Annotated in this window: 19 protein-coding genes and 1 riboswitch; of the genes, 10 read left to right on the forward strand and 9 right to left on the reverse strand. The window is 71.4% G+C overall.

The features are described from left to right. The first annotated feature begins 447 nt into the window (after positions 1-447). From ACF062_RS29060 to ACF062_RS29070, 3 genes are all read left to right on the forward strand, one after another. Positions 448-1,914: a GuaB1 family IMP dehydrogenase-related protein gene (locus ACF062_RS29060; protein ID WP_392142610.1), complete on the forward strand. Its 1,467-nt coding sequence runs from the start codon at positions 448-450 to the stop codon at positions 1,912-1,914. A 312-nt stretch (positions 1,915-2,226) separates the two neighbouring features. Beyond that, the gene (locus tag ACF062_RS29065; protein ID WP_392142611.1) at positions 2,227-3,690 is read left to right on the forward strand and encodes an amino acid permease; all 1,464 of its coding nucleotides are present in this window, start codon (positions 2,227-2,229) and stop codon (positions 3,688-3,690) included. Positions 3,691-3,700: 10 nt separating this feature from the next. Continuing rightward, positions 3,701-4,156, forward strand: a complete 456-nt coding sequence (locus ACF062_RS29070) for an Lrp/AsnC family transcriptional regulator (protein ID WP_223773496.1) — start codon at positions 3,701-3,703, stop codon at positions 4,154-4,156. Positions 4,157-4,363: 207 nt separating this feature from the next. Here the strand turns inward: ACF062_RS29070 and ACF062_RS29075 are convergent, their stop codons facing one another. Then, a complete protein-coding gene (locus ACF062_RS29075; RefSeq protein ID WP_392142612.1) occupies positions 4,364-4,993 on the reverse strand; it encodes a Repetin in 630 nt (209 codons plus the stop codon). A gap of 324 nt (positions 4,994-5,317) precedes the next feature. On the opposite strand from ACF062_RS29075, the gene ACF062_RS29080 reads away from it, so the two are divergent. Further along, on the forward strand, positions 5,318-6,115 hold the full coding sequence (locus ACF062_RS29080; RefSeq protein WP_392142613.1) for a carbon-nitrogen hydrolase family protein: 798 nt from the start codon (positions 5,318-5,320) through the stop codon (positions 6,113-6,115). 53 nt (positions 6,116-6,168) lie between these two features. After that, positions 6,169-7,875: a flavin monoamine oxidase family protein gene (locus ACF062_RS29085; protein ID WP_392142614.1), complete on the forward strand. Its 1,707-nt coding sequence runs from the start codon at positions 6,169-6,171 to the stop codon at positions 7,873-7,875. Positions 7,876-7,896: 21 nt separating this feature from the next. Here the strand turns inward: ACF062_RS29085 and ACF062_RS29090 are convergent, their stop codons facing one another. The 5 genes from ACF062_RS29090 to ACF062_RS29110 form a co-directional block, all read right to left on the reverse strand. Further along, positions 7,897-8,826, reverse strand: a complete 930-nt coding sequence (locus tag ACF062_RS29090) for an LLM class F420-dependent oxidoreductase (protein WP_392142615.1) — start codon at positions 8,824-8,826, stop codon at positions 7,897-7,899. A 70-nt stretch (positions 8,827-8,896) separates the two neighbouring features. After that, the gene (locus tag ACF062_RS29095) at positions 8,897-9,601 is read right to left on the reverse strand and encodes a DUF5995 family protein (RefSeq protein WP_392142616.1); all 705 of its coding nucleotides are present in this window, start codon (positions 9,599-9,601) and stop codon (positions 8,897-8,899) included. Between the two features lie 290 nt (positions 9,602-9,891). Continuing rightward, entirely contained in the window at positions 9,892-11,094 is a 1,203-nt protein-coding gene (locus ACF062_RS29100; RefSeq protein WP_392142617.1) for a Cmx/CmrA family chloramphenicol efflux MFS transporter, read from the reverse strand. Between the two features lie 221 nt (positions 11,095-11,315). After that, entirely contained in the window at positions 11,316-12,716 is a 1,401-nt protein-coding gene (locus ACF062_RS29105; protein WP_392142618.1) for a uracil-xanthine permease family protein, read from the reverse strand. Between the two features lie 85 nt (positions 12,717-12,801). After that, the gene (locus tag ACF062_RS29110; RefSeq protein ID WP_392142619.1) at positions 12,802-14,010 is read right to left on the reverse strand and encodes an MFS transporter; all 1,209 of its coding nucleotides are present in this window, start codon (positions 14,008-14,010) and stop codon (positions 12,802-12,804) included. Between the two features lie 116 nt (positions 14,011-14,126). Here ACF062_RS29110 and ACF062_RS29115 point away from each other — a divergent pair, with 116 nt between their 5' ends. Then, on the forward strand, positions 14,127-15,281 hold the full coding sequence (locus ACF062_RS29115) for an ROK family transcriptional regulator (protein ID WP_392142620.1): 1,155 nt from the start codon (positions 14,127-14,129) through the stop codon (positions 15,279-15,281). Between the two features lie 108 nt (positions 15,282-15,389). Here ACF062_RS29115 and ACF062_RS29120 read toward each other — a convergent pair whose 3' ends face one another. The 3 genes from ACF062_RS29120 to ACF062_RS29130 all read right to left on the reverse strand — a co-directional run bounded on the left by ACF062_RS29120 (position 15,390) and on the right by ACF062_RS29130 (position 19,450). Next, positions 15,390-16,127, reverse strand: a complete 738-nt coding sequence (locus ACF062_RS29120; protein WP_392142621.1) for an SDR family oxidoreductase — start codon at positions 16,125-16,127, stop codon at positions 15,390-15,392. Positions 16,128-16,228: 101 nt separating this feature from the next. Beyond that, positions 16,229-17,113 (reverse strand): RNA polymerase sigma-70 factor, encoded by an 885-nt coding sequence (locus ACF062_RS29125; protein ID WP_392142696.1) that lies wholly within the window; start codon positions 17,111-17,113, stop codon positions 16,229-16,231. 51 nt (positions 17,114-17,164) lie between these two features. Continuing rightward, a complete protein-coding gene (locus tag ACF062_RS29130) occupies positions 17,165-19,450 on the reverse strand; it encodes a chitinase C-terminal domain-containing protein (RefSeq protein ID WP_392142697.1) in 2,286 nt (761 codons plus the stop codon). Positions 19,451-19,728: 278 nt separating this feature from the next. Then, positions 19,729-19,859: riboswitch (FMN riboswitch) on the forward strand. Positions 19,860-20,040: 181 nt separating this feature from the next. On the opposite strand from ACF062_RS29130, the gene ribD reads away from it, so the two are divergent. The 4 genes from ribD to ACF062_RS29150 are packed head-to-tail and all read left to right on the forward strand — an operon-like array spanning position 20,041 to position 23,687. Further along, complete coding sequence (gene ribD, locus ACF062_RS29135) at positions 20,041-21,132, forward strand: bifunctional diaminohydroxyphosphoribosylaminopyrimidine deaminase/5-amino-6-(5-phosphoribosylamino)uracil reductase RibD (RefSeq protein WP_392142622.1); 1,092 nt, start codon at positions 20,041-20,043, stop codon at positions 21,130-21,132. Position 21,133: 1 nt separating this feature from the next. Continuing rightward, entirely contained in the window at positions 21,134-21,748 is a 615-nt protein-coding gene (locus tag ACF062_RS29140) for a riboflavin synthase (protein WP_392142623.1), read from the forward strand. Between the two features lie 44 nt (positions 21,749-21,792). Then, positions 21,793-22,392, forward strand: a complete 600-nt coding sequence (locus ACF062_RS29145) for a nicotinamide mononucleotide transporter family protein (RefSeq protein WP_223778932.1) — start codon at positions 21,793-21,795, stop codon at positions 22,390-22,392. Next, positions 22,389-23,687, forward strand: coding sequence for a bifunctional 3,4-dihydroxy-2-butanone-4-phosphate synthase/GTP cyclohydrolase II (locus ACF062_RS29150; protein WP_392142624.1), 1,299 nt, complete (start codon positions 22,389-22,391; stop codon positions 23,685-23,687). Before ACF062_RS29145 ends, ACF062_RS29150 begins: the two co-directional genes overlap by 4 nt. The last annotated feature ends 16 nt before the right edge of the window (positions 23,688-23,703 follow it).

Raw genomic sequence — 23,703 nt, forward strand, 5'->3', positions numbered from 1 at the left:
TCCGAAGGGTGGCCGGGAGGTTGGGTGCGGTCACATCCGCTTCGGATGCCGCTGACACGCGCTCAAAGCGGCGTTGTCTTACCGTTGTTCAAAAGCGAGCGTAGGCTTGCGTGATCGCCTCTGTCAATGTGACTCCTGACTCGTCCAGTTGTAAACATGGATATCCCAACTCCGTTCTGCCGCAACCATGTTGTCCTCACTCCTTTTCGGCCCGCACCAGCCCGTTGTCGCGCGCCGCCCCACCCTGCGCCGCCCCGTCGACGCGACCCCTCGGCCGTGGCCGGCTCGCCGATCCGTGGGACCTCGGGTAACCTTTCGACGTAAGGCAGGCCCACTGTCCTGCGCATGAGCCCCCGTACCTCTTTGGAGGACCAGACATGGTCGGGGGCGTTTTGCTGTGTCTTTGTGGGAGTGACCTGCGCCGTTTCGCGTGAAAATGTGAGACTTATGCGTTTCCTTGAGCCCGGTACGGGGCGGCATGTATCAACTCCTCCGGTTCCCTACGACCTGACGTACGACGACGTCTTCATGGTGCCGAGGCGCTCCGCCGTCGGTTCCCGTCAGGGTGTCGACCTGACCTCGCCCGACGGGACCGGCACCACGATCCCGCTGGTCGTCGCCAACATGACCGCGATCGCCGGCCGGCGCATGGCCGAGACCGTCGCCCGCCGCGGCGGCCTCGTCGTCATCCCCCAGGACATCCCGATCGAGGTCGTCACCGACGTCGTCTCCTGGGTCAAGACGCGCCACCACGTCCTGGACACCCCGATCGTCCTGGCCCCGTCGCAGACCGTCGCGGACGCCCTCGCGCTGCTGCCCAAGCGCGCGCACAACGCCGGTGTCGTGGTCGACGCCGACCAGAAGCCCGTGGGCGTCGTCACCGACACCGACCTGAACGGCGTGGACCGCTTCACGCAGCTCTCCGAGGTCATGTCCAGGGACCTGCTGCTCCTGGACGCCGACATCGACCCGCGCGACGCGTTCAACAAGCTGGACCACGCCAACCGCCGGTACGCCCCCGCCGTGGACAAGGACGGCCGCCTCGCCGGCATCCTGACCCGCACGGGCGCCCTGCGCGCCACCCTCTACACCCCGGCCGTCGACGCCAACGGCGGCCTGCGCATCGCCGCCGCCGTCGGCATCAACGGCGACGTGGCGGGCAAGGCCAAGCAGCTCCTCGACGCGGGCGTCGACACGCTCGTCGTGGACACCGCCCACGGCCACCAGGAGTCGATGATCGCCGCGGTCAAGGCCGTGCGCGCGCTCGACCCGCGGGTGCCGATCGTCGCGGGCAACATCGTCGCCGCCGAGGGCGTGCGCGACCTCATCGAGGCGGGCGCCGACATCATCAAGGTCGGCGTGGGCCCCGGCGCCATGTGCACCACGCGCATGATGACCGGCGTCGGCCGCCCGCAGTTCTCCGCGGTGTTCGAATGCGCCGCCGAGGCGAAGAAGTACGGCAAGCACGTGTGGGCCGACGGCGGTGTCCGCCACCCCCGCGACGTCGCCATGGCGCTGGCCGCCGGTGCCTCGAACGTCATGATCGGCTCCTGGTTCGCTGGTACGTACGAGTCCCCGGGCGACCTCCAGCACGACGCCCAGGGCCGCGCGTACAAGGAGTCCTTCGGCATGGCCTCCGCCCGCGCGGTGCGCAACCGCACGAGCGAGGAGTCGGCGTACGACCGGGCCCGCAAGGCGCTCTTCGAGGAGGGCATCTCGACCTCCCGCATGTTCCTCGACCCGACCCGTCCGGGCGTCGAGGACCTGATCGACTCGATCATCGCGGGCGTCCGCTCCTCCTGCACCTACGCGGGCGCGGCGTCCCTCGCGGAGTTCACCGAGAAGGCCACGGTGGGCATCCAGAGCGCCGCCGGATACGCGGAGGGCAAGCCGCTGCACGCCAGCTGGAGCTAGTCACCTCCGTACCGGACACCTCACGAAAGGCCCCCTCGGAACACTCCGAGGGGGCCTTTCGTCGTCGTCGCGGAAAGGGTGGAACGCAACGGACTAAACGGACCGCGCAACGAAGACGCACATATGACGGAAGTGCGCAATGATCAACTGGTGTTGCGCAAGGTTGCTGCATTACGGTCGGGAAGGCGCGGACCTTAGAGTCAGGCGCTGAACGTGGTGTGGCGGGGACTGCCTGCTCGGTGGTTCCCGTCTTCCGACACGGGTGCCATGGGTCCCCGCCGCCGTGACCGGCAGCGATGAAGGAGCCAGCGCGTGCTCGACCAAGGCGCACCCCCGCAGAACCGCCCAAGCCCCCCGGGCCTCTCCGGGCTCGGCGGCCGTTTGATGCGCCGCAAGCCGGTGGAACTCCTGGTCGCGGAGGGTGGCCAGGGTGAGGGAGGCTCGCTGAGGCGCTCCCTCGGCATGTGGCAGCTCACCATGATCAGCATCGGTGCCACGCTCGGCACCGGCATCTTCGTCGTCCTCGGCGAGAGCGTCCCCAAGGCCGGCCCCGCCGTGACCGTGTCGTTCGTGATCGCCGGACTCACCGCCCTCTTCTCGGCACTCTCGTACGCGGAACTGGCGGGCTCCATACCCGTCGCCGGCTCCTCGTACTCGTACGCGTACGCAACGATGGGCGAACTCATCGCCTGGGTCTGCGGCTGGTGTCTCGTCCTGGAGTACGGCGTCTCGGTCGCGGCCGTCGCCGTCGGCTGGGGCGAGTACCTCAACGAACTCCTCGACGGGACCATCGGCGTCACCATCCCCGCCGTGCTCTCCTCCGCACCCGGCGAGGGCGGCGTCATCAACCTGCCCGGCCTGATCGTCGTGCTGCTGGCCATGGTGTTCCTGCTCGGCGGCGCCAAGGAGTCGGCGACGGCCAACACGGTCATGGTCATCGTGAAGATCGCCGCGCTCGTGCTCTTCTGCACCATCGGCTTCATGGGCTTCAAGTCCGGCAACTACTCCGACTTCATGCCGCTCGGCACGGCCGGCGTCAGCGCCGCCGCCGCGAGCCTGTTCTTCTCGTACATCGGCTTCGACGCCGCCTCCACCGCCGGTGAGGAGGCGAAGAACCCGCAGCGCGACCTGCCGCGCGCGATCATGCTCTCGCTGATCATCGTCACGGCCCTCTACGTCCTGGTCGCGGCCGTCGCCGTCGGCGCCTGGAACTGGAAGGACTTCGAGGGCTCCGAGGCCACGCTCGCCGCGATCATGAACGACGTCAGTGGCCAGAACTTCTGGGGCACGCTGCTCGCCGCCGGCGCGGTCATCTCCATCGCGTCCGTCGTCCTGACCGTCCTCTACGGCCAGACCCGCGTGCTGTTCGCCATGTCGCGCGACGGCCTCGTCCCCAAGGCCTTCGGCAAGGTCAGCAAGAAGACGGGCACGCCCCGCGTGAACACCGTCATCGTGTCGCTGTTCTGCGCCGCGCTCGCCTCGGTCATCCCGCTCGGCAAGCTCGTCGACGCCACCAGCATCGGCACGCTCTTCGCCTTCGGCCTGGTCAACATCGCCGTGATCGTGCTGCGCCGCACCCGCCCGGACATGCCGCGCACCTTCCGGGTGCCGCTCGGCTGGCTCTTCCCGGTGCTCGGCTTCGGCTTCTGCGCGTACAACATGTTCAGCCTCGACTCCGTGACGTGGGTCGTGTTCGGTGTCTGGATGGCTGTCGGCCTCGTGTTCTACTTCCTGTACGGCATGCGCCGCTCCCGATTGGCCACAGCAGAAAAGTGATCGACCCCCCGTGCGACTGAACGATCTCGACGAACGCATCGTGCACGCCCTCGCCGAGGACGCCCGCCGCTCCTACGCCGACATCGGCCAGCTGGTCGGGCTCTCCGCGCCCGCCGTCAAGCGGCGCGTCGACCGGCTGCGGGCCACCGGAGCCATCACGGGCTTCACGGTGCGGGTGGACCCCGCGGCTCTCGGCTGGGAGACCGAGGGGTTCATCGAGATCTACTGTCGCCGCAATACCTCGCCGGAGGCGATCAAGCGGGGGCTCGAGCGGTACCCGGAGATCGCGTCCGCGTCCACCGTCACGGGGGATGCGGACGCGATCGTTCAGGTCTTCGCCGCGGATATGCGGCATTTCGAGCGGGTGCTTGAGCGGATCGCGGGGGAGCCGTTCGTTGAGCGGACGAGGTCGGTGCTGGTGCTTTCGCCGTTGATGCGGAGGTTTTCTTCCGGGTCGCCGGCGTAGCTGTTCGGGTCTGCGGGTGCGGGTTGGTGGGGGCTGGTCGCGCAGTTCCCCGCGCCCCTTGGGTGGGTGGGGTCTGGGTCCGGGTTTTCGGGTGCGGGTTGGTGGGGGCTGGTCGCGCAGTTCCCCGCGCCCCTTCGGTGGGTGGGGTCTGGGTTCGGGTTTGCGGGTGCGGGTTGGTGGGGGCTCGTCGCGCAGTCCTCGCGTGTCTTACGGGGCCTTCGGGTACGGGACCTTCCACGGGGTTACGTGGAAGTCGCCCGTGCCGCTCTTGACCTTCTCGTGTGGGGCCGAGCTGGTGCACTTCGGGAGGTTCTTCGTGCCGTCGGGGCCGCCCACGGCCGCCCAGCTGTAGCCCACGCGGTCGGTGCCGCCCGTGTCGTGGACCGTGAAGCCGACCCGGCCGCCCTTGATGTCCTTCAGGTTCGTGGCGGTGATGATCCCGGTCGCCGTGGCCACCTTGCCGCCCGTCATCAGGCAGTCGATGCGGCCCTTCGCCCAGCCGCCCTCACCGCCCGGCTTGTCCAGATGGACGAAGCGGAAGGTGCCGGTCGCCTTCGACGGGTCGCCGTTGTCCTGAGCCGCCAGATGCGCGTCGAAGGTGAACGTCACGTCCTCCGTGGTCTCGCGGTACATCTTCGCCGTGCCGGTGAGCGCGGCGGCCTCGCGCTCGGTGGCCTTGTCGGCCGTGTGGGGCGCTGCGGTCGACGAGGCGGGGCGTGACACGTCCTCCCCGGACGCGACGGCCACACCGGCCACCCCCGCGGTCATGAGGAGCGCGGCGCCCACCGCCAGGGCGCGGCGGCGGTCGAGGACGCGGTCGATGGTCGTACGGCTCATGGGAGGCCTTCCCTCTGCCAGGCGTTCACCCGGTCTCTCCGGGTGTCATCACGCTCTCGCGGAAGGGGGCCCCGGCACGTCCGGCCACGGGCGGCACTCCGCTTCCCCCGCGCGGCGGGGACGGCCGCGCGGGCCCTGCGCCCGTGGGTGGACAGCGCTGATACGTGAGGCGCGTCTCCCCGCGCAACGAATCACCGCCGATGACCCGCCACGCGCAACAGATCGCGCGGCTGCCCGCAACGGTCGCGCCTTGTCCCGGCAAGGCCGCCGACCGTACCGTCTAACGGACCCCACCTGCCCCTTCGTACGCCCTGAGGATCAGCCATGCCTGCGCTGCGCACCGCCCTGCTCCAGAGTTCCGGGCAGCTCGGATCCGTCACCGAGAACCTCACGGCGCTCGACGAGGCGGCGGGACGCGCGGCCGCCGCGGGGGCCGGACTGCTGGCCGCTCCCGAGCTCTTCCTCACCGGCTACGCGATCGGCGACGGCATCGCCCGCCTCGCCGAGCCCGCCGACGGCGCATCGGCCACGGCCATCGCCGAGATCGCGGCCCGCCACGGCGTCGGCATCGTCTACGGCTACCCGGAGCGCGAGGGCGAGGCGGTCTACAACTCCGCGCAGCTGATCGGCCCCGACGGCGCCCGGCTCGCGAACTACCGCAAGACCCACCTCTTCGGCTGCTTCGAGCGCGACTCCTTCACGACGGGCGAACAGCCCGTCGTCCAGGCGGAGTTGGGCGGCGTCCGCGTCGGCCTCATGATCTGCTACGACGTGGAGTTCCCGGAGAACGTCCGCGCGCACGCCCTCGCCGGCACCGACCTCCTGGTCGTCCCCACCGCGCAGATGCACCCCTTCCAGTTCGTCGCCGAGTCCGTCGTGCCGGTGCGCGCCTTCGAGAACCAGATGTACGTCGCGTACGTCAACCGGGTCGGCCCGGAGGGAGAGTTCGAGTTCGTCGGGCTCTCCACGCTGGCCGGTCCCGACGGCGTGGCGCGCGCCCGCGCGGGCCGCGGCGAGGAGCTGGTCATCGGTGACGTCGACCCGGAGTTCCTGAGCGCCTCCCGCGAGAACAACCCCTACCTGCGCGACCGCCGCCCCGGCCTGTACGCGTCCCTCGTCTGAGCCCAGCCCCCCCCACCTGCCTTTTTCAGTTCCGTGCAAGGAGTCCGTACCCCATGACGTCCACGGTGCCCACCGCCATCCAGCACACCGACGCCCAGCCGCCGATCACCATGTTCGGCCCGGACTTCCCCTACGCGTACGACGACTACCTCGCGCACCCCGCGGGCCTCGGCCAGATACCCGCCACCGAGCACGGCACCGAGGTCGCCGTCATCGGCGGCGGCCTGTCCGGCATCGTGGCCGCGTACGAACTGATGAAGATGGGCCTCAAGCCCGTCGTGTACGAGGCCGACCAGATCGGCGGCCGGCTGCGCACCGTCGGCTTCGAGGGCTGCGACCCCTCGCTCACCGCCGAGATGGGCGCGATGCGCTTCCCGCCGTCCTCCACGGCCCTCCAGCACTACATCGACCTGGTGGGCCTGAAGACCAGCCCGTTCCCCAACCCGCTCGCCGAGTCGACCCCCTCGACGGTCGTGGACCTCAAGGGCGAGTCGCACTACGCCGAGACCGTCGAGGACCTGCCGCAGGTCTACCGCGACGTGGCCAAGGCGTGGGCCGACTGTCTGGAGGAGGGCGCGGACTTCTCCGACATGAACCGCGCGCTGCGCGAGCGCGACGTGCCGAAGATCCGCGAGATCTGGGCCAAGCTCGTCGAGAAGCTCGACAACCAGACCTTCTACGGCTTCCTCTGCGACTCCGAGGCCTTCAAGTCCTTCCGGCACCGCGAGATCTTCGGCCAGGTCGGCTTCGGCACGGGCGGCTGGGACACCGACTTCCCGAACTCCATCCTGGAGATCCTGCGCGTCGTCTACACCGAGGCCGACGACCACCACCGCGGCATCGTCGGCGGCAGCCAGCAGCTGCCGCTGCGCCTGTGGGACCGCGAGCCGCAGAAGATCGTGCACTGGCCGCTCGGTACGTCCCTGAAGTCGCTGCACGGCGGCGAGCCCAAGCCCGCCGTGACCCGCCTGACCCGCACCGCGGGGAACCGCGTCACCGTCACGGACGCCTCCGGCGACATCCGCACCTACCAGGCGGCGATCTTCACCGCCCAGTCCTGGCTGCTGCTCTCGAAGATCGAGTGCGACGACTCGCTCTTCCCCATCGACCACTGGACGGCGATGGAGCGCACCCACTACATGGAGAGCTCGAAGCTGTTCGTGCCGGTGGACAGGCCGTTCTGGCTGGACAAGGCCGTCGACGACAGGGGAAACCCGACCGGCCGTGACGTCATGTCGATGACGCTCACCGACCGGATGACGCGCGGCACCTACCTGCTGGACGACGGGCCGGACAAGCCCGCCGTCATCTGCCTCTCCTACACCTGGTGCGACGACAGCCTGAAGTGGCTGCCCCTGTCGGCGAACGAGCGCATGGAGGTCATGCTCAAGTCGCTCGGCGAGATCTACCCGAAGGTCGACATCAGGAAGCACATCATCGGCAACCCGGTGACGGTCTCCTGGGAGAACGAGCCCTACTTCATGGGCGCCTTCAAGGCGAACCTGCCGGGCCACTACCGCTACCAGCGGCGCCTGTTCACCCACTTCATGCAGGACCGGCTGCCCGAGGACAAGCGCGGCATCTTCCTCGCGGGCGACGACATCTCCTGGACGGCCGGCTGGGCCGAGGGCGCGATCCAGACCGCGCTGAACGCCGTGTGGGGCGTGATGCACCACTTCGGCGGGTCCACGGACGCCACCAACCCCGGCCCCGGCGACGTCTACGACGAGATCGCCCCGGTCGAGCTGCCCGAGGACTGACGGGCGGCGCCGGGCGGCCGTCTAGACCCCGGCCGCCCGCGCGGCCTCGTACACCGCGGCGGCGACGTCCTTGAGCTCCTGGGCGTCCCGCGCGGACACCGCGAGCTCCACGATGATCTCCTCGACGCCGACCGCCGCGTGCGCCGCGAGGTCCTCGGCGATCTGCGCGGCGTCGCCCTGGAAGGGGGCGCGGCCCTCGCCGACGTACGCCCTCGGCGTGTAGCGGGCGTTGGCCCGCACCACGGTGCGGAGGGGCCGCTCCCGGCCCCGCTCCGCGGCCGCCTCCCGCACCTTGGCCCACTGCGCGGCGAGGGCCTCGGGCCCCATGCCCAGCGGCATCCAGCCGTCGGCCCGGTCCACGAGCCTGCGCAGCGCGCGCGGGCTGTTCGCGGGCAGCAGGATCGGGATCGGCCGGGCGGGCTTGGGGCCGACCGCGGCGGGCACGATGGTCGTCAACTCCCCTTCGTACGCCACCGGGTCGGGCCCCCACACCGCGTGGCAGACGTCGATGAGTTCGTCCAGGACCTTGCCGCGCCGGGCGAAGGGCGCCACCGACGCCGCCGCGTACTCGTCCAGGGACCAGCCCGTGCCGAGGCCCGCGACGACCCGGCCGCCGCTCGCCGCGTCCAGCGTGGCGAGAGAGCGGGCGAGCTGGAGGGGGACGTGCAGCGGGGCGATGAGGACGCTGGTGCCGAGCGCGACCCGGTCCGTGGCGGAGGCGGCGAGCGCCAGGGTGATCAGCGGGTCGGCGACCGAGCGGTAGTGGTCGGGCCAGGCGCGGCCCGGAATGCCGTACAGGCCCTGCGTGGCGGGGTCGGGGCACAGGACGCGCTCGAAGACCCACACGCTCGCGTAGCCGATGTCCTCGGCGGCCCTGGCCACCGCCGGGACGTCGCGTCCGATGGCGTACTGCCTGCCCTGCGGGAGGCTCAGTCCGAGTCGGGTCGCCATGCCTGTGCTCCTTCGCGTCGGGGCCTTCGACGCAACGTACAGGGAGCGCGGTGCCGGGTGGGCGGTTCGGTCAGTCCGGCAGCGGCGTCAGCAGGATGCGGCCCACCAGTCCCACCGCCCCGTCGAGGCGCTCCCCGAACTCCCGCGCGACGCCCGGCAGATCGCGCAGGGCCCACAGGGCGCGGGCGGCACCCCACGCGCCGTCGCGGGCCCGCTCCAGGCTCCAGGAACCCGCCAGATGCGTCAGCGGATCGCCGATCTGGAGGAGGTCGGGACCCGGCATCAGCTCTTCGCGGATGCGCTCCTCCAGTGTGACGAGGATGTCGCCCACGCCGTCGAACTCGTCCTCCAGATCGGCCGGTTCACAGCCGAGCGCACGGCAGGAGTCGACGACGGCGAGCGCCAGGTCGTGGCCGATGTGCGCGTTGATGCCGGCGAGGGCGAACTGCAGCGGACGTACGCCGGGATGGTGCCGGTACTGGAACAGCGGACGCCAGCAGGCGGGCGGCCGGCGCTCCTCGGCCGCCGCGTCGACGGCGGCGAGGTAGCGCTCGGCGAACCGGACGCCGAGCGTGGTCGCCGCCCGGGCGTCCGGGAAGACGCCGAGGCCGAGGTGCCGGCCGACCTCCTCGGTGACGGAGAGATAGACCCGGTTGAAGACGGCCACCCCGTCGCACGGCGGCAGGTCGTCGCCGAGCGCACGCATCCGCGCCACCACGCCGTCGACCCCGCGCCGCGGGACCCTGGACTCTGCGAACCGCTCCAACTGCGCCATGCGGGCAGCGTCGCAGCCCCGCCCCGCCCCGCACACCGGCGCACCGCCCACTTCCCCGAAACGAGGGACGCGGGGTGCCGGGAGGCGGGGCGTGTGGGGGTGGCGTGAGGGGCGGGGATGTGGTGGCGTCGGCCGCCTTCGGCTGTGGCCGCCGACGCCGTTCCACTGCCGCCGGGCGCACGCGTCGGCTCAGGCGGAGGGCCGTGTCTCGCGCTCACGTCGCGGCGGGGCGGGGTGCCGGGCGGGTTGGGCGCGTCTGCCGTCGCCTCGCCCGGCGTCTTCGCTCCGTCCTACGTCGAGGAGTCGGCGCGTGCTCGAGCCGCTGTCGCCGCCGGGCGCACGCGGCGGCTGAGGCCGAGGGCCGTGGCTCCGATGATCAGGGCCGTTGCCACGAGGAGCGCGCTGGCCCACAGGGGTGAGCGGTAGCCGAGCCCCGCGGAGATCGCGAGGCCGCCGAACCAAGGGCCGAGCGCCCCGCCCACGTTGAACGCGGCCGTGGCGAAGCCGCCGGCCAGGGTGGGGGCGGCCGTCGCCGCGTAGAGGGCCTGCGAGATCAACGTGGAGCCGACGCCGAACGACAGCGTGCCCTGGACGAGGACCAGCACGAGCACGGCCACCGGGGACGCGGCCGTCACCGCGAGAAGGACCCACCCGCCGAGCAGCGCGAGCGAACCGAGGACCAGGAGCGGCACGGGCCGCACGTCGGCGACGCGACCGCCCACGGTGACCCCGACGAACGAACCGATGCCGAAGAGCGCCAGCACCACCGGCACCCAGCCAGGGCCGAGCCCGGTGACCTCGGTGACCAGCGGCGCCAGGTAGGTGAACGTGCAGAACGTCGCACCGTTCACCAGCGCGCCGAGCAGCAGCGTCGACAGGAGCCGCGGGCCGCGGAGCGCGCGCAGCTCACTGAGCGCGCTCGGCCCGGCGGCATCCGGCGCCCCGGCGGCACCGGCCGGCACGGCCCGCGCGATGGCGATGACGGCGGGCACGGAGAGCAGGGCCACCGCCCAGAACGCCGAACGCCACCCCCACACCTCGCCGAGCACCGCCCCCGCGGGCACGCCCGCGACACAGGCGACCGTCACGCCGCCGAGCAGCGCCGACGTGGCGCGCCCCTTGGCGCCCGGCTCGACCATGCTCGTGGCGGTCACGAGGGCGACCGCGAGGAAACCGGCGTTGGCGAGGGCGCCGATCACCCGCGTCACGAGCAGCAGCGCGAAGCTCGTGGTGAGCGCGCCGACGACATGGACGAGCAGGAAGGTGACGAGGAAGGCCAGCAGCGCGCGCCGCCGCGAGAAGCGACGGCTCAGCAGGGCCATCAGCGGCGCACCGATGACCATTCCCACGGCGAAGGCCGAGGTGAGATGGCCCGCGGACGGGATGGAGACATCCAGGTCCCGGGCGATGTCCGACACGAGGCCGGACAGCATGAACTCGGAGGTGCCTTGCGCGAAGACGGCAAGTCCGAGCAGGTAAAGGGCAAAGGGCACAGCGAAACTCCGCAACCACGGTGTGGATCGATCGAAACGATCAGGACACGGGAGCGGTGATCCGGTGGCTGTGCGAGCGCGCGGAAGGCGGCACGTAACGGTCGCAGGCGTCAGTGCGACGGCGCGGGAAGCCACCGAACGACCGGTGGCCGGAGTCTGTCGGACTCGGGGCTGGACATGGCGCGCACGGTAGCCCGCCGGTGCGCACCACGTCCACCGGATTACCGGGCGCCGCCGCTCCGGCTCTCGCTCTTCTCGTCGTACGTCGACGTACCCGCGTCCAGCAGCGGTTCCTGGGTCTTGAGGTGCGGCGGTGCGAACGCGCGCAGCACGTGATAGCCGGTGATGACGACGATCGTGCCGAGCGCGATGCCGCTCAGCTCGAAGTTGTCGGTGAACTTCAGCGAGACGCCGCCGACGCCGATGATGATGCCCGCGGCGGCCGGCACCAGGTTCAGCGGGTTGCGCAGATCCACCTTGGCGTTGATCCAGATCTGCGCGCCGAGCAGGCCGATCATGCCGTAGAGGATGACGGTGATGCCGCCGAGCACACCGCCCGGGATCGCCGCGACGACCGCGCCGAACTTGGGGCAGAGCCCGAAGAGCAGCGCGAAGCAGGCCGCCGCCCAGTACGCGGCCGTGGAGTAGACGCGGGTCGCCGCCATGACCCCGATGTTCTCGGAGTACGTCGTGTTGGGCGGGCCGCCGACCGCGGTGGAGAGCATGGACGCCGCGCCGTCGGCGGAGATCGCCGTGCCGAGCTTGTCGTCGAGGTCGTCACCGGTCATCTCGCCCACGGCCTTGACGTGGCCCGCGTTCTCCGCGATCAGCGCGATGACGACCGGCAGCGCCACGAGGATCGCCGACCACTCGAAGCTCGGCGCGTGGAAGGAGGGCAGCCCGATCCAGTCGGCCCGGCCGACGGCGGACAGGTCGAGGCGCCAGTGGTCGACGACCTTGCCGGAGCCGTCCGCCGAGTGGATCTTGCCGAAGACCTGGTCGAGGACCCAGGAGATGCCGTAGCCGAAGATCAGGCCGAGGAAGATGGCGATGCGCGACCAGAAGCCGCGAAGACACACCACGGCCAGGCCGGTGAAGAGCATCACCAGCAGCGCCGTCCACTGGTCCTGCGGCCAGTACGTCGAGGCGGTGACCGGCGCCAGGTTGAAGCCGATCAGCATGACGACCGCGCCGGTCACGATCGGCGGCATCGCGGCGTGGATGACCCGCGCCCCGAACTTCTGCACCGCGAGCCCCACCAGGAACAGCGCGGCGCCGACCACGAGGACCGCGCCGGTCACCGTCGCGCTGGAGCCGCCCTGCGCGCGGATGACCGCGGCGACGCCCACGAAGGAGAGCGAGCAGCCCAGGTAGCTGGGCACGCGGCCGCGGGTGGCGAGCAGGAAGATGACGGTCGCGACGCCCGACATCATGATGGCCAGATTCGGGTCGAGACCCATCAGGACGGGCGCCACGAAAGACGCGCCGAACATGGCCACCACGTGCTGCGCGCCGAGCCCGAAGGTCCGCGGCCACGAGAGCCGCTCGTCGGGCCGCACGACCGCGCCGGGAGCGGGGGTACGGCCGTCACCGTGCAGTTTCCAGCGCACGCCGAGATCCATGGTGAGTGTCGCTTTCTGTGCGCTGGACCGGGCCGCGTCCGTGTCACGCGTGGCCCGAAATGATCGACGCCATGTTAATGCGACGTCAGTGCGACTTCTCTCCGGTCGGCTGCGCGCTCTGCGGCCGAGCCGCCTTGCGGCCGTCCGTCCGCAGCACCCCCGCGAAGATCGCGAGGCCGAACGCGAGCACTGTCACCAGGCCGAAGGAGGTCACGAGGCTCGTCACGTCCGCCAGCGTCCCGATCGCGGAGGGGGCGATCAGACCCGAGGTGTACGTGATGGTCGCGACACCCGCGATGGCCTGGCTGGGGTTCGGACCGCTGCGCCCCGCCGCGGCGAACGCCAGCGGCACCACGACCGCGATGCCGAGACCGAGGAGCGCGAAGCCGCCCATGGCCATGACCGGGTGGGAGGCGAGGACCACCAGCAGCCCGCCGAGCGCCGCGAGCACCCCGCCGACACGCACCGTGCGCACCGCGCCGAACCGGTTCACCACCGCGTCGCCCGCCAGCCTCGCGACGGCCATGGTGAGCGTGAAGCCGGTGGTGGACGCGGCGGCGACACCGGCTGAGGAGTCCAGGACGTCCCGCAGATACACCGCCGACCAGTCGAGGCTCGCCCCCTCCGCGAAGACCGCGCAGAAGCCGACGGCACCGATGAGCAGCGCCGACTTGGGCGGCAGCGAGAACCGCGGCGGCACCTCCTCCTCGGGCGTCGCCTGGAGGTCGAGGACGCCCTGGCAGGCGGCGAGGCCGAGCGCGGTGAGCGCCGCGGCGGCCAGCGCGTGGTGCAGCCGGGCGTCCGAGCCCAGGTGGGCGGCGACGGTACCGGCCGCGGAGCCGATCAGGGCGCCGACGCTCCACATGCCGTGCAGGCCCGACATGATCGACTTCCGCATACGGGTCTCGGTCTCGACGCCGAGCGCGTTCATCGCCACGTCCGACACGCCAGAGGTCGCGCCGTACACGAAGAGCGCCAGGCAGAGCGTGAGCAGGTTCGGCGCGAGCGAGGGCAGGATCAGGGAGAGCGTCCACATCGCGAGGAGCCCGCGCAGCGCGTTGCGGGCGCCGAAGCGGTGGCTGATCCGGCTCGCGAGCGGCATCGCGACGGAGGCGCCGATCGCGGGGAAGGCGAGCGCGAGGCCGAGCATGCCCGCGCTGACCGATGCGTGCTCCTGGATCCACGGCACCCGGGTGGCGAAGGAGCCGGTGACCGCGCCGTGCACACAGAAGACGGCGGCCACGGCGATCCGCGCGCGCCGCAACCGGCTGTCGTCGTAGACCACTTCACTCATTCCGTTCCGCCCCTCCTGGCATGGGTCCCGCTACGGCGCAGGTGTGCCCCGATACGGCGCGTAAACTATCAGGAACCCTGCCTGATAAATAGAAGCCCTTGTGGAAGGATCCCGGCATGCCTGCCTCACCCAGTACCGCCCGGGCCATCAACGACCGGCTCGCGCTGGGCTTCCTACAGAGCGAAGGGCCCCTGACCGCGAACCAGTTGAAGCAGCTCACCGGCCTGTCCCGGCCCTCGGTCGCCGATCTCGTCGAACGCCTCCAGGGGTCCGGACTCGTCACCGTCGTCGGTGAGGCGGGTGCCCAGCGGCGCGGCCCGAACGCCCGGCTCTACGGAATCGTCGCCGACCGGGCGCACCTCGCCGCGCTCGACGTACGCACCGACAGTGTCTCCGTCGTCGTGACCGACCTGCTCGGCGCGGTGCTCGCCGAGGTGTCCGCGCCCATCGGCGGCGACACCGCGTCCGCGGTGGAGAGCGTCCTCACCCTCGTGGAGAGCGCCGCGCGCGAGGGCGGCGCCCAGCGGCTGCACACCGTCGGCATCGGCGCGCCCGGCCTCATCGACCCGGTCACCGGCGACCTGCACGACACGACCTCCCTGCCCGCCTGGCACCGCGGCCTCGCCGGCGCCCTCCAGGATCGGCTCGGCGCGCGCGTCCTGGTGGAGAACGAGACCAACCTCGCGGCCCGCGCCGAACAGCGGGACGGCGCCGCCCGCGACCGGGACACCTTCGTGCTGCTCTGGCTCGGCGAAGGCGTGGGCGCGGCCGTCGTGCTGGACGGGGCGCTGCGCAGGGGCGCTTCCGGCGGCACCGGGGAGATCGGCTTCCTGCCGGTGCCGGGCACGGGGTCCCTGCCGTCCGCCACCGCCTGTGAGGGCGGTTTCCACTCGCTGGCCTGCGCCGCCGCGCTCCGTGCGCTCGGCGCGGAGCACGGGCTCGTGCGGCCCGGCATGTCCGCCGCCGACGTGGTGCGGCACGCGGTGGAGGCCCGCGAGGACGCCTTCCTGGACGCCGTCGCGGACCGCGTGGCCATCGGCACCGCCGCGATGGCCGCGATCCTCGACCCCGGGTGCGTCGTACTCGGCGGCGAGGTGGGCCGCGCGGGCGGCACCGCCCTGGCCGCCCGCGTGGAGACCCGCGTCACCGCCATGTCACCCCTGCCCACGGAGATCCGCGCCGGCGAACTGGGCGGCTCGGCGGTGACCCGCGGCGCACTCCTCGCGGCCCGGGACGCGGCCCAGGACGAACTCTTCGGGCCGCGTCCCTGAGCGGGGGAGTGGCTGCGGCGGAACCGGGTGGCCCGGCGGTGCCGGACTCCTCGTGGCCGTGCCCCTGCCCGGCCCCGCTATCTAAGCCAGGCCCAGTTACCGCTACCGCTACCGCCCCGCCAGGAACTCCTCGAACGTGCCCTTCCCCACCGCCCGGCCAGGAGCGAGGTGGCCGCCCTCGCGCATCGCGCGGTATGTCCTGCCCGCGAGGGGCACCCGCAGCACCGGGCGGCGTTTGCCGGTCGTCCGCAGGTAGGCGTGGGCCAGGTCGGTGAAGGTGCGGACCTGGGGGCCGCCCATGTCGGCGACCCGGCCGGCCGGGGGAGCGGCCGCCAGTTCCGCGAGGCGCGCCGCGACCTCGTCGGCCGCGATCGGCTGATCGCTGACGCCCGCCGGCAACAACAGGACGGGAAGCTTGGCCGCCCCGGCCAGCACCCTCAGGACCAGGTCATGGAATTGCGTGGTCCGCAGCACCGTCCAGCCGAGCCCGGACTCCTCGACCAGCTTCTCCACGGCGAGCTTCGCCCGGTAGTAGCCGAGCGGCACCCGGTCGACGCCGACGATCGAGATGTAGACGAGGTGCCCGACGCCGGCCTTCCGCGCCGCCTCGATCAGATTCCGCGCGGCCCGTTCGTCACCGCCGCGCGGCGTGCTCGCGCAGTGGACGATCACGTCCACACCGGCCACCGCGGCGTCCAGCCCCGGCCCCGCCCCGTCCCGCAGATCGACGGCGTACGGCTGCGAGCGGCGGCTCAGCACCCGCACGTCGTGGCCGTCCGAGCGCAGCCGCTCGGTCACGAGGCGGCCGAGGGTTCCGGTGCCGCCGGTCACCAGGATCGTGGTCATCACAAGGCTCCTTCACAGTGCGGGACGCCGCGTCCGCGTCCGTCACCAGCTCAGAACCGGGCAGCCCGCGAAAACGTGACACCCGGCCCGCACACCACGGCTCAGCGCGCGGCCAACTGGCGCTCCGCGAAGGCCAGCTTGTCCGGATTGACCACCGTCCGCACCCCGCGCACGGCCCCGCCGCCCATCTCGAACGACGCGATGCCCATCAGCCGCCCCGCCACGTGCGCGACCAGCGCGGGCGAGCCATTGACCTCGGCGTACGAGAAATCCATCGCGGACCCGAAGTTCTCCATGCCGCCCACCAGGAACCGCACCACCTTCGCGCGCCCCAGGATCGGCCTGCGGGCCGCGGTGACCTTGCCTCCGCCGTCGCCCCACCACGTCACGTCCGCGGCCAGCATCTTCTCCAGGCCCGCGACGTCCCCCTCACGGGCCGCGACGAGGAACGACTCGACGAACTCCCGCCGCACTTCACGCCCCGGCTCGAAGCGGGGCCGCTCCTCGGCCACCGCCCGCGTCGCCCTGCGGTACAGCTGACGACAGCCGGCCTCGCTCAGCTCCAGCACGCCCGCGATCTCCCGGTGGCTGTACGCGAACGCCTCGCGCAGCACGTACACCGCGCGCTCCCTCGGAGTGAGCCGCTCCAGGAGGGCGAGCAGCGCCATCGACACGGAGTCCCGCTGCTCCGCCGCCTCCAGCGGGCCGAGCACACCACCGGACGTGATCACCGGCTCCGGCAGCCAGGCCCCGACGTACTCCTCACGCCGGGCGCGGGCCGACGTCAGCCGGTTCAGACAGAGGTGGGTGACGACCTTGGCGAGCCAGGCGGCGGGCCGTTGGATGTCCGCGCGCCGCGCGCCGCTCCAGCGCAGATACGCGTCCTGGACGGCGTCCTCCGCCTCCTGCGCCGAGCCGAGCATCCGGTACGCCAGGCCGAACATACGGGGGCGGTGGGACTCGAACTCCTCGGCCAGGGCCGTCATCGTGCTCACGCCCACAGGATGTCAAATCCCGTGGGCGTGAGCGTCAAGGGGTCAGCAGGCTCCCATGTCCTGCCAGACACCCCACTCGCCGCCGGCGCCCGGCTCGTCGCCCTTCGTCCACCACTTGGCCTTCCACGTGCGGGACTTGTGGGAGACGGTCGTCCCGGAGCCGTACTCGGAGGACGAACTCCAGGCGGGAGCCGTGCACTTGCCCGGCAGCGGCGGGTCGGTCGGGCCCGGCGGGTCCGTCGGTCCTGTGCCCGTGCCCGGCTCGACGACCGTGGTGCCGCGCGCCAGGTCACCCGCGAGCGCGTACGTCGTGCCGCTGATGTTCACCGTCCAGTTCCACGGGGTGGACACCGGCAGGTAGTAGTTGAAGGAGAGGTCCACGGACGCGCCAGGCGCCAGGGCCTGCCAGGCCGGGAGCTTCAGCGAGACCCGGTGGAAGTCGCCCTTCAGACCGCCGACGTTGCTGCCCGTGTGGTCGCTGCTGATCACCTTCGTACCGAAGCCGGACTGGTCGGAGGCGTTGCCCGGGGCGGAGGTGGAGTAGTCGAACTGGAACTCCGTGCCACCCGGCAGCGCCGTCCTCGTGTTGTTGGTGATCTTCACCTTGGGCGTGATCGGGTAGTTGGAGTCGCCGAGCTTGAAGTCACCGAACTCCACACCGATGTCCACGGCCTTGGTGGGCATCTCCTTGTTCGCGACCTTCGCGCCGTACGGCTTGGCGGTCTTGAACTTGTCGTGCATCAGGGAGGTGAGCGTGTCACCCATCTCGTACTGGCCCTTGGCGGCGTTCCAGTCGTAGTCGCCCGCCATCTCCCAGACCATCGTCCCGCCGATGCCCCGGTCGATCACGTAGTCGGCCTTCTTCGCCACCGACTCCTCGTCCTCCGTCGACAGGAAGACCTTCTTCTCGGCGTTCCACAGCCACGGCGCGACCAGCGCGGAGCTGTACTTGCGCGCATAGTCGCCGGTCAGCTTGGTGTCCGCCGGGAAGCCGTACTTCGTGACGTAGTCGCCGACGATCCCCTTCTCCAGGTTCTTGGCGTGCCACATCGGGTTGGAGCCCGCGGGGGACTCCTTGCCGTTGTCGTCCTTGTCGTGCCAGAGGTTGTCGATGCCGACCGCGCCGTCACCGCACTTGGTCAGCCCGGAACCGGCCGGACAGCTGCTCGCCGCCGCCTTGCCCCACAGCCCGTCGGTGCCGCCCTGCACGTTCTTGTGGCCGCGCGTGTAGTACGGCAGGCCGATGTTGATGCGTCCGGCGGGCATCGAGCCGCGGAAGTAGTGGTAGGCCCAGTCGGTGTTCAGATAGCCGATGCCGCCGTACTGCTGGCTGCCGTAGACACCCGCGGCCGCCAGCTCGGCGTCCTTGCCGTCGTCGAAGAGGGAGGCGTTCGGACCGACGTACTCGTTCCAGGCGCCGTGCAGGTCGTACGACATGATGTTGACGTAGTCCAGGTACTTCTGGACCTGGAAGGTCTCCATGCCGCGCAGCAGATAGCCGGACGAGGGGGCCGCCACGGTCAGCATGTAGTGCTTGCCGTCGGCCGCGCCCGCCTTGTCCAGCTTCTCGCGCAGGGCCTTCATCAGGGCCGCGTAACCCTTGACCAGGCCGCCGCGCCGGGCGTTGGAGATCGGGAAGTCGGCCGGGTGGCCCGCGTCCTTCATCGAGGTCGGGTACTCGTAGTCGATGTCGACGCCGTTGAAGCCGTACTTCTTGATGAAGGCGACCGCGGAGTCGGCGAAGGTGTTGATGCCCGCCTGGTTCACCGAGCCGTCGGCGTTGGTGGCCATCGAGTAGAAGCCGCCGGAGCCCACGCGCTTGCCGTCGTCACCGAAGTAGCCGCCGGTCTCGGCCCAACCACCAACCGATATCAGCGTCTTGACGTCCGGGTGCTGCTTCTTGAACTTGTTGAGCAGGTTGAAGTGGCCCTTGTAGGGCAGCGCGGGGTCCATCTCGGCGCCCGCGACGCCCGGCCAGGTCATGCCGGTGGCGGCGTTCTTCTCGCCGTCCGGGCCGACGGAGACCTTGTTGTCCTTGTCGACGTGCGCGAAGGCGTAGTTGACGTGGGTGACCTTGTCCCAGGGGACGTCCGGGGCGAGGTAGGCGGGCTCACCGTTCTTGCCGGTGCGCCAGCCCGTGAAGTAGCCGATGACGCGCCGTTGGTGGTCGGCGCCCATCTTCTCGCGCCCGTCGCCGTCGTAGACGGAGCAGTAGGGGACGTCGACACCGGGTGTCTTGTAGAGGCCGTCGGGACGGCAGGACGCGTGGTCGGTGGACGCGTCACCGGCGGCGTGCGAGACGCTGCCGGAGACCATGCTGAGCAGCATTCCGGCGACGGCGGCGCCGGTCGCGAACAGCGCTGGTCTCGCGCGGTTGAGGGACGGCAAGAGGGCCTCCTGGGGGCGGTGCGGAACACGCACGGTGCGGAACGCGAACGGGGCGGCTCCGAGGTGACGCAGAGATTAAAAGGACTAGACCAGTCGGTCAATAGGTCTGGACCAAAATGGTTGAAGAGAAGATCGAGTGGGCATGCTGTGAGCCAGGCCACAGTCGATCACCCGCATGGCCCTCGATCGGACGTGGCAGACTGACCACGTACCAGAAGCAGCGCACTCCGGGGTCGGTGTAATTCCGAACCGGCGGTTACAGTCCGCGACCCGGCCGCCTCCAGCGGCCGGTTGACCAGGTGAAATTCCTGGACCGACGGTGAAAGTCCGGATGGGAGGCAGTGCGCGGCGGGCGGGCATCTTTGCGCGCCGTCGTAGTGACGTGTTCCTGGCCCAGGCCAGGAGTGGTTTCCGGGATCTCCCGGGACAGGTGTCATTCGACGTCGGCGTCGCTCCAGGTGTCGTCGTCCGTTACATGTCGTCGTCATCGACAGCCCCGGAGTCCGTGCCCGAAGAGGCAGGAGGACCCGGTGGCCACCGCCGTAGCCGAAGCAGCCGCCATGCGGCGCGCCATCGCGCTGGCCGCGCGCGGACTCGGTTCCACCAGCCCCAACCCCGTCGTCGGCTGCGTCATCCTCGACGCGTCCGGCGAAGTCGCGGGCGAGGGCTGGCACCAGCGGGCCGGCGGCCCGCACGCCGAGGTCAACGCCCTGCGCGCCGCGGGCGACGCGGCCCGCGGCGGCACCGCCCTCGTCACCCTGGAACCCTGCAACCACACCGGCCGCACCGGCCCGTGCGCGCAGGCCCTCATCGCCGCCGGCGTCACCCGCGTCGTCTACGCCGTGGCCGACCCCAACCCCACCGCGACGGGGGGCGCGCAGACCCTGCGGGCGGCCGGGATCTCCGTCGAACAGGGCCTCCAGGAGGCGGCGGCCGCCGAGGGGAACGCCGCCTGGCTGACCTCAGTGCGGCTCGGCCGCCCCCACGTCACCTGGAAGTACGCCGCCACCCTCGACGGCCGTGTCGCCGCCGCCGACGGCACCAGCCGCTGGATCACCTCCGCCGAGTCCCGTGCCGACGTACACCGGCTGCGCGCCGAGAGCGACGCCGTCGTCGTCGGCTCCGGCACCCAGCGCGCCGACGACCCGCACCTCGCCGTGCGGGGCGTCGAGGGTGCCGTCCAGCCGCTGCGGGTCGTCGTCGACACCAACGGCACCGCCGTCACCCCCGGCGCCCGCGTCCTGGACGACACGGCGCCGACGCTGATCGCCGTCGCCGAAGACGCCACGCCCGCGTACGAAGGCGCGGAAACCGTCCGGCTGCCGCGCTCGGCGGAGGGCGGGTTGGACATTCCAACCCTGCTCGACGTGCTCCACGCGCGTGGCGTGCGCTCCGTCCTCCTCGAAGGCGGCCCGACGCTCGCCGGGGCCTTCGTCGCCGCCCGCGCCGTCGACCGCGTCGTCGGCTACCTCGCCCCCGTCCTGCTGGGCGCGGGCCCCGCCGCCCTGAGCGGCGGCGGAATCACGACCATCACCGAAGCGTTGCGGCTCGACGTGAGCGAGACCGTCCGCCTCGGACCCGATCTGCGCGTCACCGCGACCCTCGTAACGAAGGAGCACTGAAGTGTTCACCGGAATCGTCGAAGAGCTGGGCGAGATCACCGCCGTCGAGAACCTCCCCGACGCGTCCCGGTTCCGCCTGCGCGGCCCCGTCGTCACCGAGGGCGCCAAGCACGGCGACTCCATCGCCGTCAACGGCGTCTGTCTTACGGTCGTGGAGCACGAGGGCGACGAGTTCACCGCCGACGTGATGGCCGAGACCCTCAAGCGCTCCAGCCTCGGCGCGCTCACGGTCGGCTCCCGGGTCAACCTGGAGCGCCCCACCTCGGTCGGCGCGCGGCTCGGCGGCCACATCGTGCAGGGGCACGTCGACGGCACCGGCACGATCGTCGCGCGGGAGCCCTCCGAGAACTGGGAGATCGTCAAGGTCTCCCTGCCCGCCGACCTCTCCCGCTACGTCGTGGAGAAGGGCTCCATCACGGTCGACGGCGTCAGCCTCACCGTGGTCGAGGCCGGCCCCGACTACTTCACCATCAGCCTCATCCCCACCACCCTCGCGCTGACCACGCTCGGCATCAAGCAGCCCGGCGACCCGGTCAACCTCGAGGTCGACATCATCGCCAAGTACGTGGAGCGCCTCCTCGGCGACCGCGCTCAGCAGCAGGAGGCCACCAAGTGAGCTGGCTCAACTCCGAGGCGTTCACGGCCTTCGGCCAGCACATCATGTGGTCCGACATGATCGGCAACACCGTCGGCCTCATCGCCCTCGCCCTGGGCTGGCGGCGCTCGATATGGACCTGGCCCGCCCAGCTCCTGTCCGGTGTCATCCTCGTCGCCGCCTACGCCTCCGCGCAGCTCTCCGGCGGCGTCGGCAAGCAGCTCCTCGTCATCGGCGTCGCGCTGTGGGGCTGGCGGCTGTGGACGCGCGGCACGCAGCAGGCGCAGGACGGCTCCATCGCCATCCGCTTCGCGACCTGGAAGGAGCGGGGCGTCCTGCTCGCGGGCACCGCCGTCGGCACGCTCGCGGTCGGCGCGCTGTTCACCGCCGTCCCCTCACTGTCCTGGAACCCCTGGCCGGACGCCTACATCTTCGTCGGCACACTCGCCGCGATGGTCGCCCAGGCCCGCGGCCTCGTCGAATTCTGGTTCGCCTGGCTGCTCGTCGACGTGGTCGGCGTGCCGCTCGCCTTCAGCAGCGGCCTGGCCTTCTCCGGCCTCGTCTACGTCGTCTACCTCGCCCTTGTCCTGTGGGGCATGCGCGACTGGTGGCTGCGCTCCCGCGCGGCGGCCTCCCGGCCCGTCATGGAAGGAGCCCCGGCATGACCACGGCACCTGTCTGGTACAGCACCGCCCTCAACGAGGACACCTCGGACCTGTCCCTCGACCCGGTGGAGCAGGCCATCCGCGACATCGCGGCCGGCCGCCCCGTCGTGGTCGTCGACGACGAGGACCGCGAGAACGAGGGCGACCTCGTCGTCGCCGCCGAGAAGGCGACCCCCGAGATCGTCGCCTTCATGATGAGCGAGTGCCGCGGCCTGATCTGCGCCCCCATGGAGGCCGAGGAACTCGACCGGCTGCGGCTGCCGCAGATGGTCGAGGACAACACCGAGTCGATGAGCACGGCCTTCACCGTCTCCGTCGACGCCTCCGCCGCGCACGGCGTCACCACCGGCATCTCCGCCGACGACCGCGCCACCACCCTCCGCCTCCTCGCCGGCGGCGCGGCCGCGGCCGGCGACTTCGTGCGCCCCGGGCACATCTTCCCGCTGCGCGCCCGCTCCGGCGGCGTCCTCGCCCGCAACGGCCACACCGAGGCCGCCGTCGACCTCGCCCGCCTCGCGGGCCTGCGCCCCGCCGGCGCCATCGTGGAGATCGCGGGTGAGGACGGCAAGATGCTCCGCCTGCCGGAGCTGATCCCCTTCGCCCGCAAGCACGGCCTGACGATCATCTCCATCGAGGACCTGATCGCCTACCGCCGCTCCTCGGAGCCCACCGTCCGCCGCGAGGCCGAGGTCCGGCTGCCCACCGCCTTCGGCGACTTCACGGCGTACGGCTACCGCTCCACCGTCGACGGCGTCGAACACGTCGCCCTCGTCCACGGCGACATCGGCGAGGGCGAGGACGTCCTCGCCAGGCTGCACTCCGAGTGCCTGACCGGCGACGTCTTCCACTCGCTGCGCTGCGACTGCGGGCCGCAGCTGGAGGAGTCCATGCGGCGCATCACCGAGGAGGGCCGCGGCGTCGTCGTCTACCTCCGCGGCCACGAGGGGCGCGGCATCGGCCTGCTCTCCAAGCTGCGGGCGTACGAACTCCAGGAGCGCGGCAGCGACACCCTCGACGCCAACCTCGAACTCGGCCTGCCCGCCGACGCCCGCGACTACGGCGCGGGCGCCCGCATCCTGGACGACCTCGGCGTGCGCGGCGTACGGCTGATGACCAACAACCCCGACAAGGTCGACGCCGTCCTGCGGCACGGCCTGAAGGTCGCCGGGCGCGAGCCCATGCCGGTCCAGGCCGGCGAGCACAACCTCCGCTACCTGCGCACCAAGCGGGACCGGATGGGCCACGACCTGCCCTGGCTGGACGCCCCCGGCGTCTCCGCCTGCGGCAACCAGTAAGCACCCACCCCCGTCA

Origin of the sequence: Streptomyces sp. NPDC015345 (genome assembly GCF_043078805.1) — a bacterium.
Taxonomy (GTDB): domain Bacteria; phylum Actinomycetota; class Actinomycetes; order Streptomycetales; family Streptomycetaceae; genus Streptomyces.

Coding starts and splice junctions, on each gene's coding strand:
- ACF062_RS29095 (WP_392142616.1), bottom strand. CDS start 9,601: ATGGCGCAGTTGGAGCGGTTCGCAGAGTCCAGGGTCCCGCGGCGCGGG.
- ACF062_RS29075 (WP_392142612.1), bottom strand. CDS start 4,993: ATGAGCCGTACGACCATCGACCGCGTCCTCGACCGCCGCCGCGCCCTG.
- ACF062_RS29115 (WP_392142620.1), top strand. CDS start 14,127: ATGCCTGCCTCACCCAGTACCGCCCGGGCCATCAACGACCGGCTCGCG.
- ACF062_RS29080 (WP_392142613.1), top strand. CDS start 5,318: ATGCCTGCGCTGCGCACCGCCCTGCTCCAGAGTTCCGGGCAGCTCGGA.
- ACF062_RS29085 (WP_392142614.1), top strand. CDS start 6,169: ATGACGTCCACGGTGCCCACCGCCATCCAGCACACCGACGCCCAGCCG.
- ACF062_RS29090 (WP_392142615.1), bottom strand. CDS start 8,826: ATGGCGACCCGACTCGGACTGAGCCTCCCGCAGGGCAGGCAGTACGCC.
- ACF062_RS29060 (WP_392142610.1), top strand. CDS start 448: ATGCGTTTCCTTGAGCCCGGTACGGGGCGGCATGTATCAACTCCTCCG.
- ACF062_RS29150 (WP_392142624.1), top strand. CDS start 22,389: ATGACCACGGCACCTGTCTGGTACAGCACCGCCCTCAACGAGGACACC.
- ACF062_RS29110 (WP_392142619.1), bottom strand. CDS start 14,010: ATGAGTGAAGTGGTCTACGACGACAGCCGGTTGCGGCGCGCGCGGATC.
- ACF062_RS29105 (WP_392142618.1), bottom strand. CDS start 12,716: ATGGATCTCGGCGTGCGCTGGAAACTGCACGGTGACGGCCGTACCCCC.
- ACF062_RS29120 (WP_392142621.1), bottom strand. CDS start 16,127: ATGACCACGATCCTGGTGACCGGCGGCACCGGAACCCTCGGCCGCCTC.
- ACF062_RS29130 (WP_392142697.1), bottom strand. CDS start 19,450: ATGCTGCTCAGCATGGTCTCCGGCAGCGTCTCGCACGCCGCCGGTGAC.
- ACF062_RS29125 (WP_392142696.1), bottom strand. CDS start 17,113: ATGACGGCCCTGGCCGAGGAGTTCGAGTCCCACCGCCCCCGTATGTTC.
- ACF062_RS29145 (WP_223778932.1), top strand. CDS start 21,793: ATGTGGTCCGACATGATCGGCAACACCGTCGGCCTCATCGCCCTCGCC.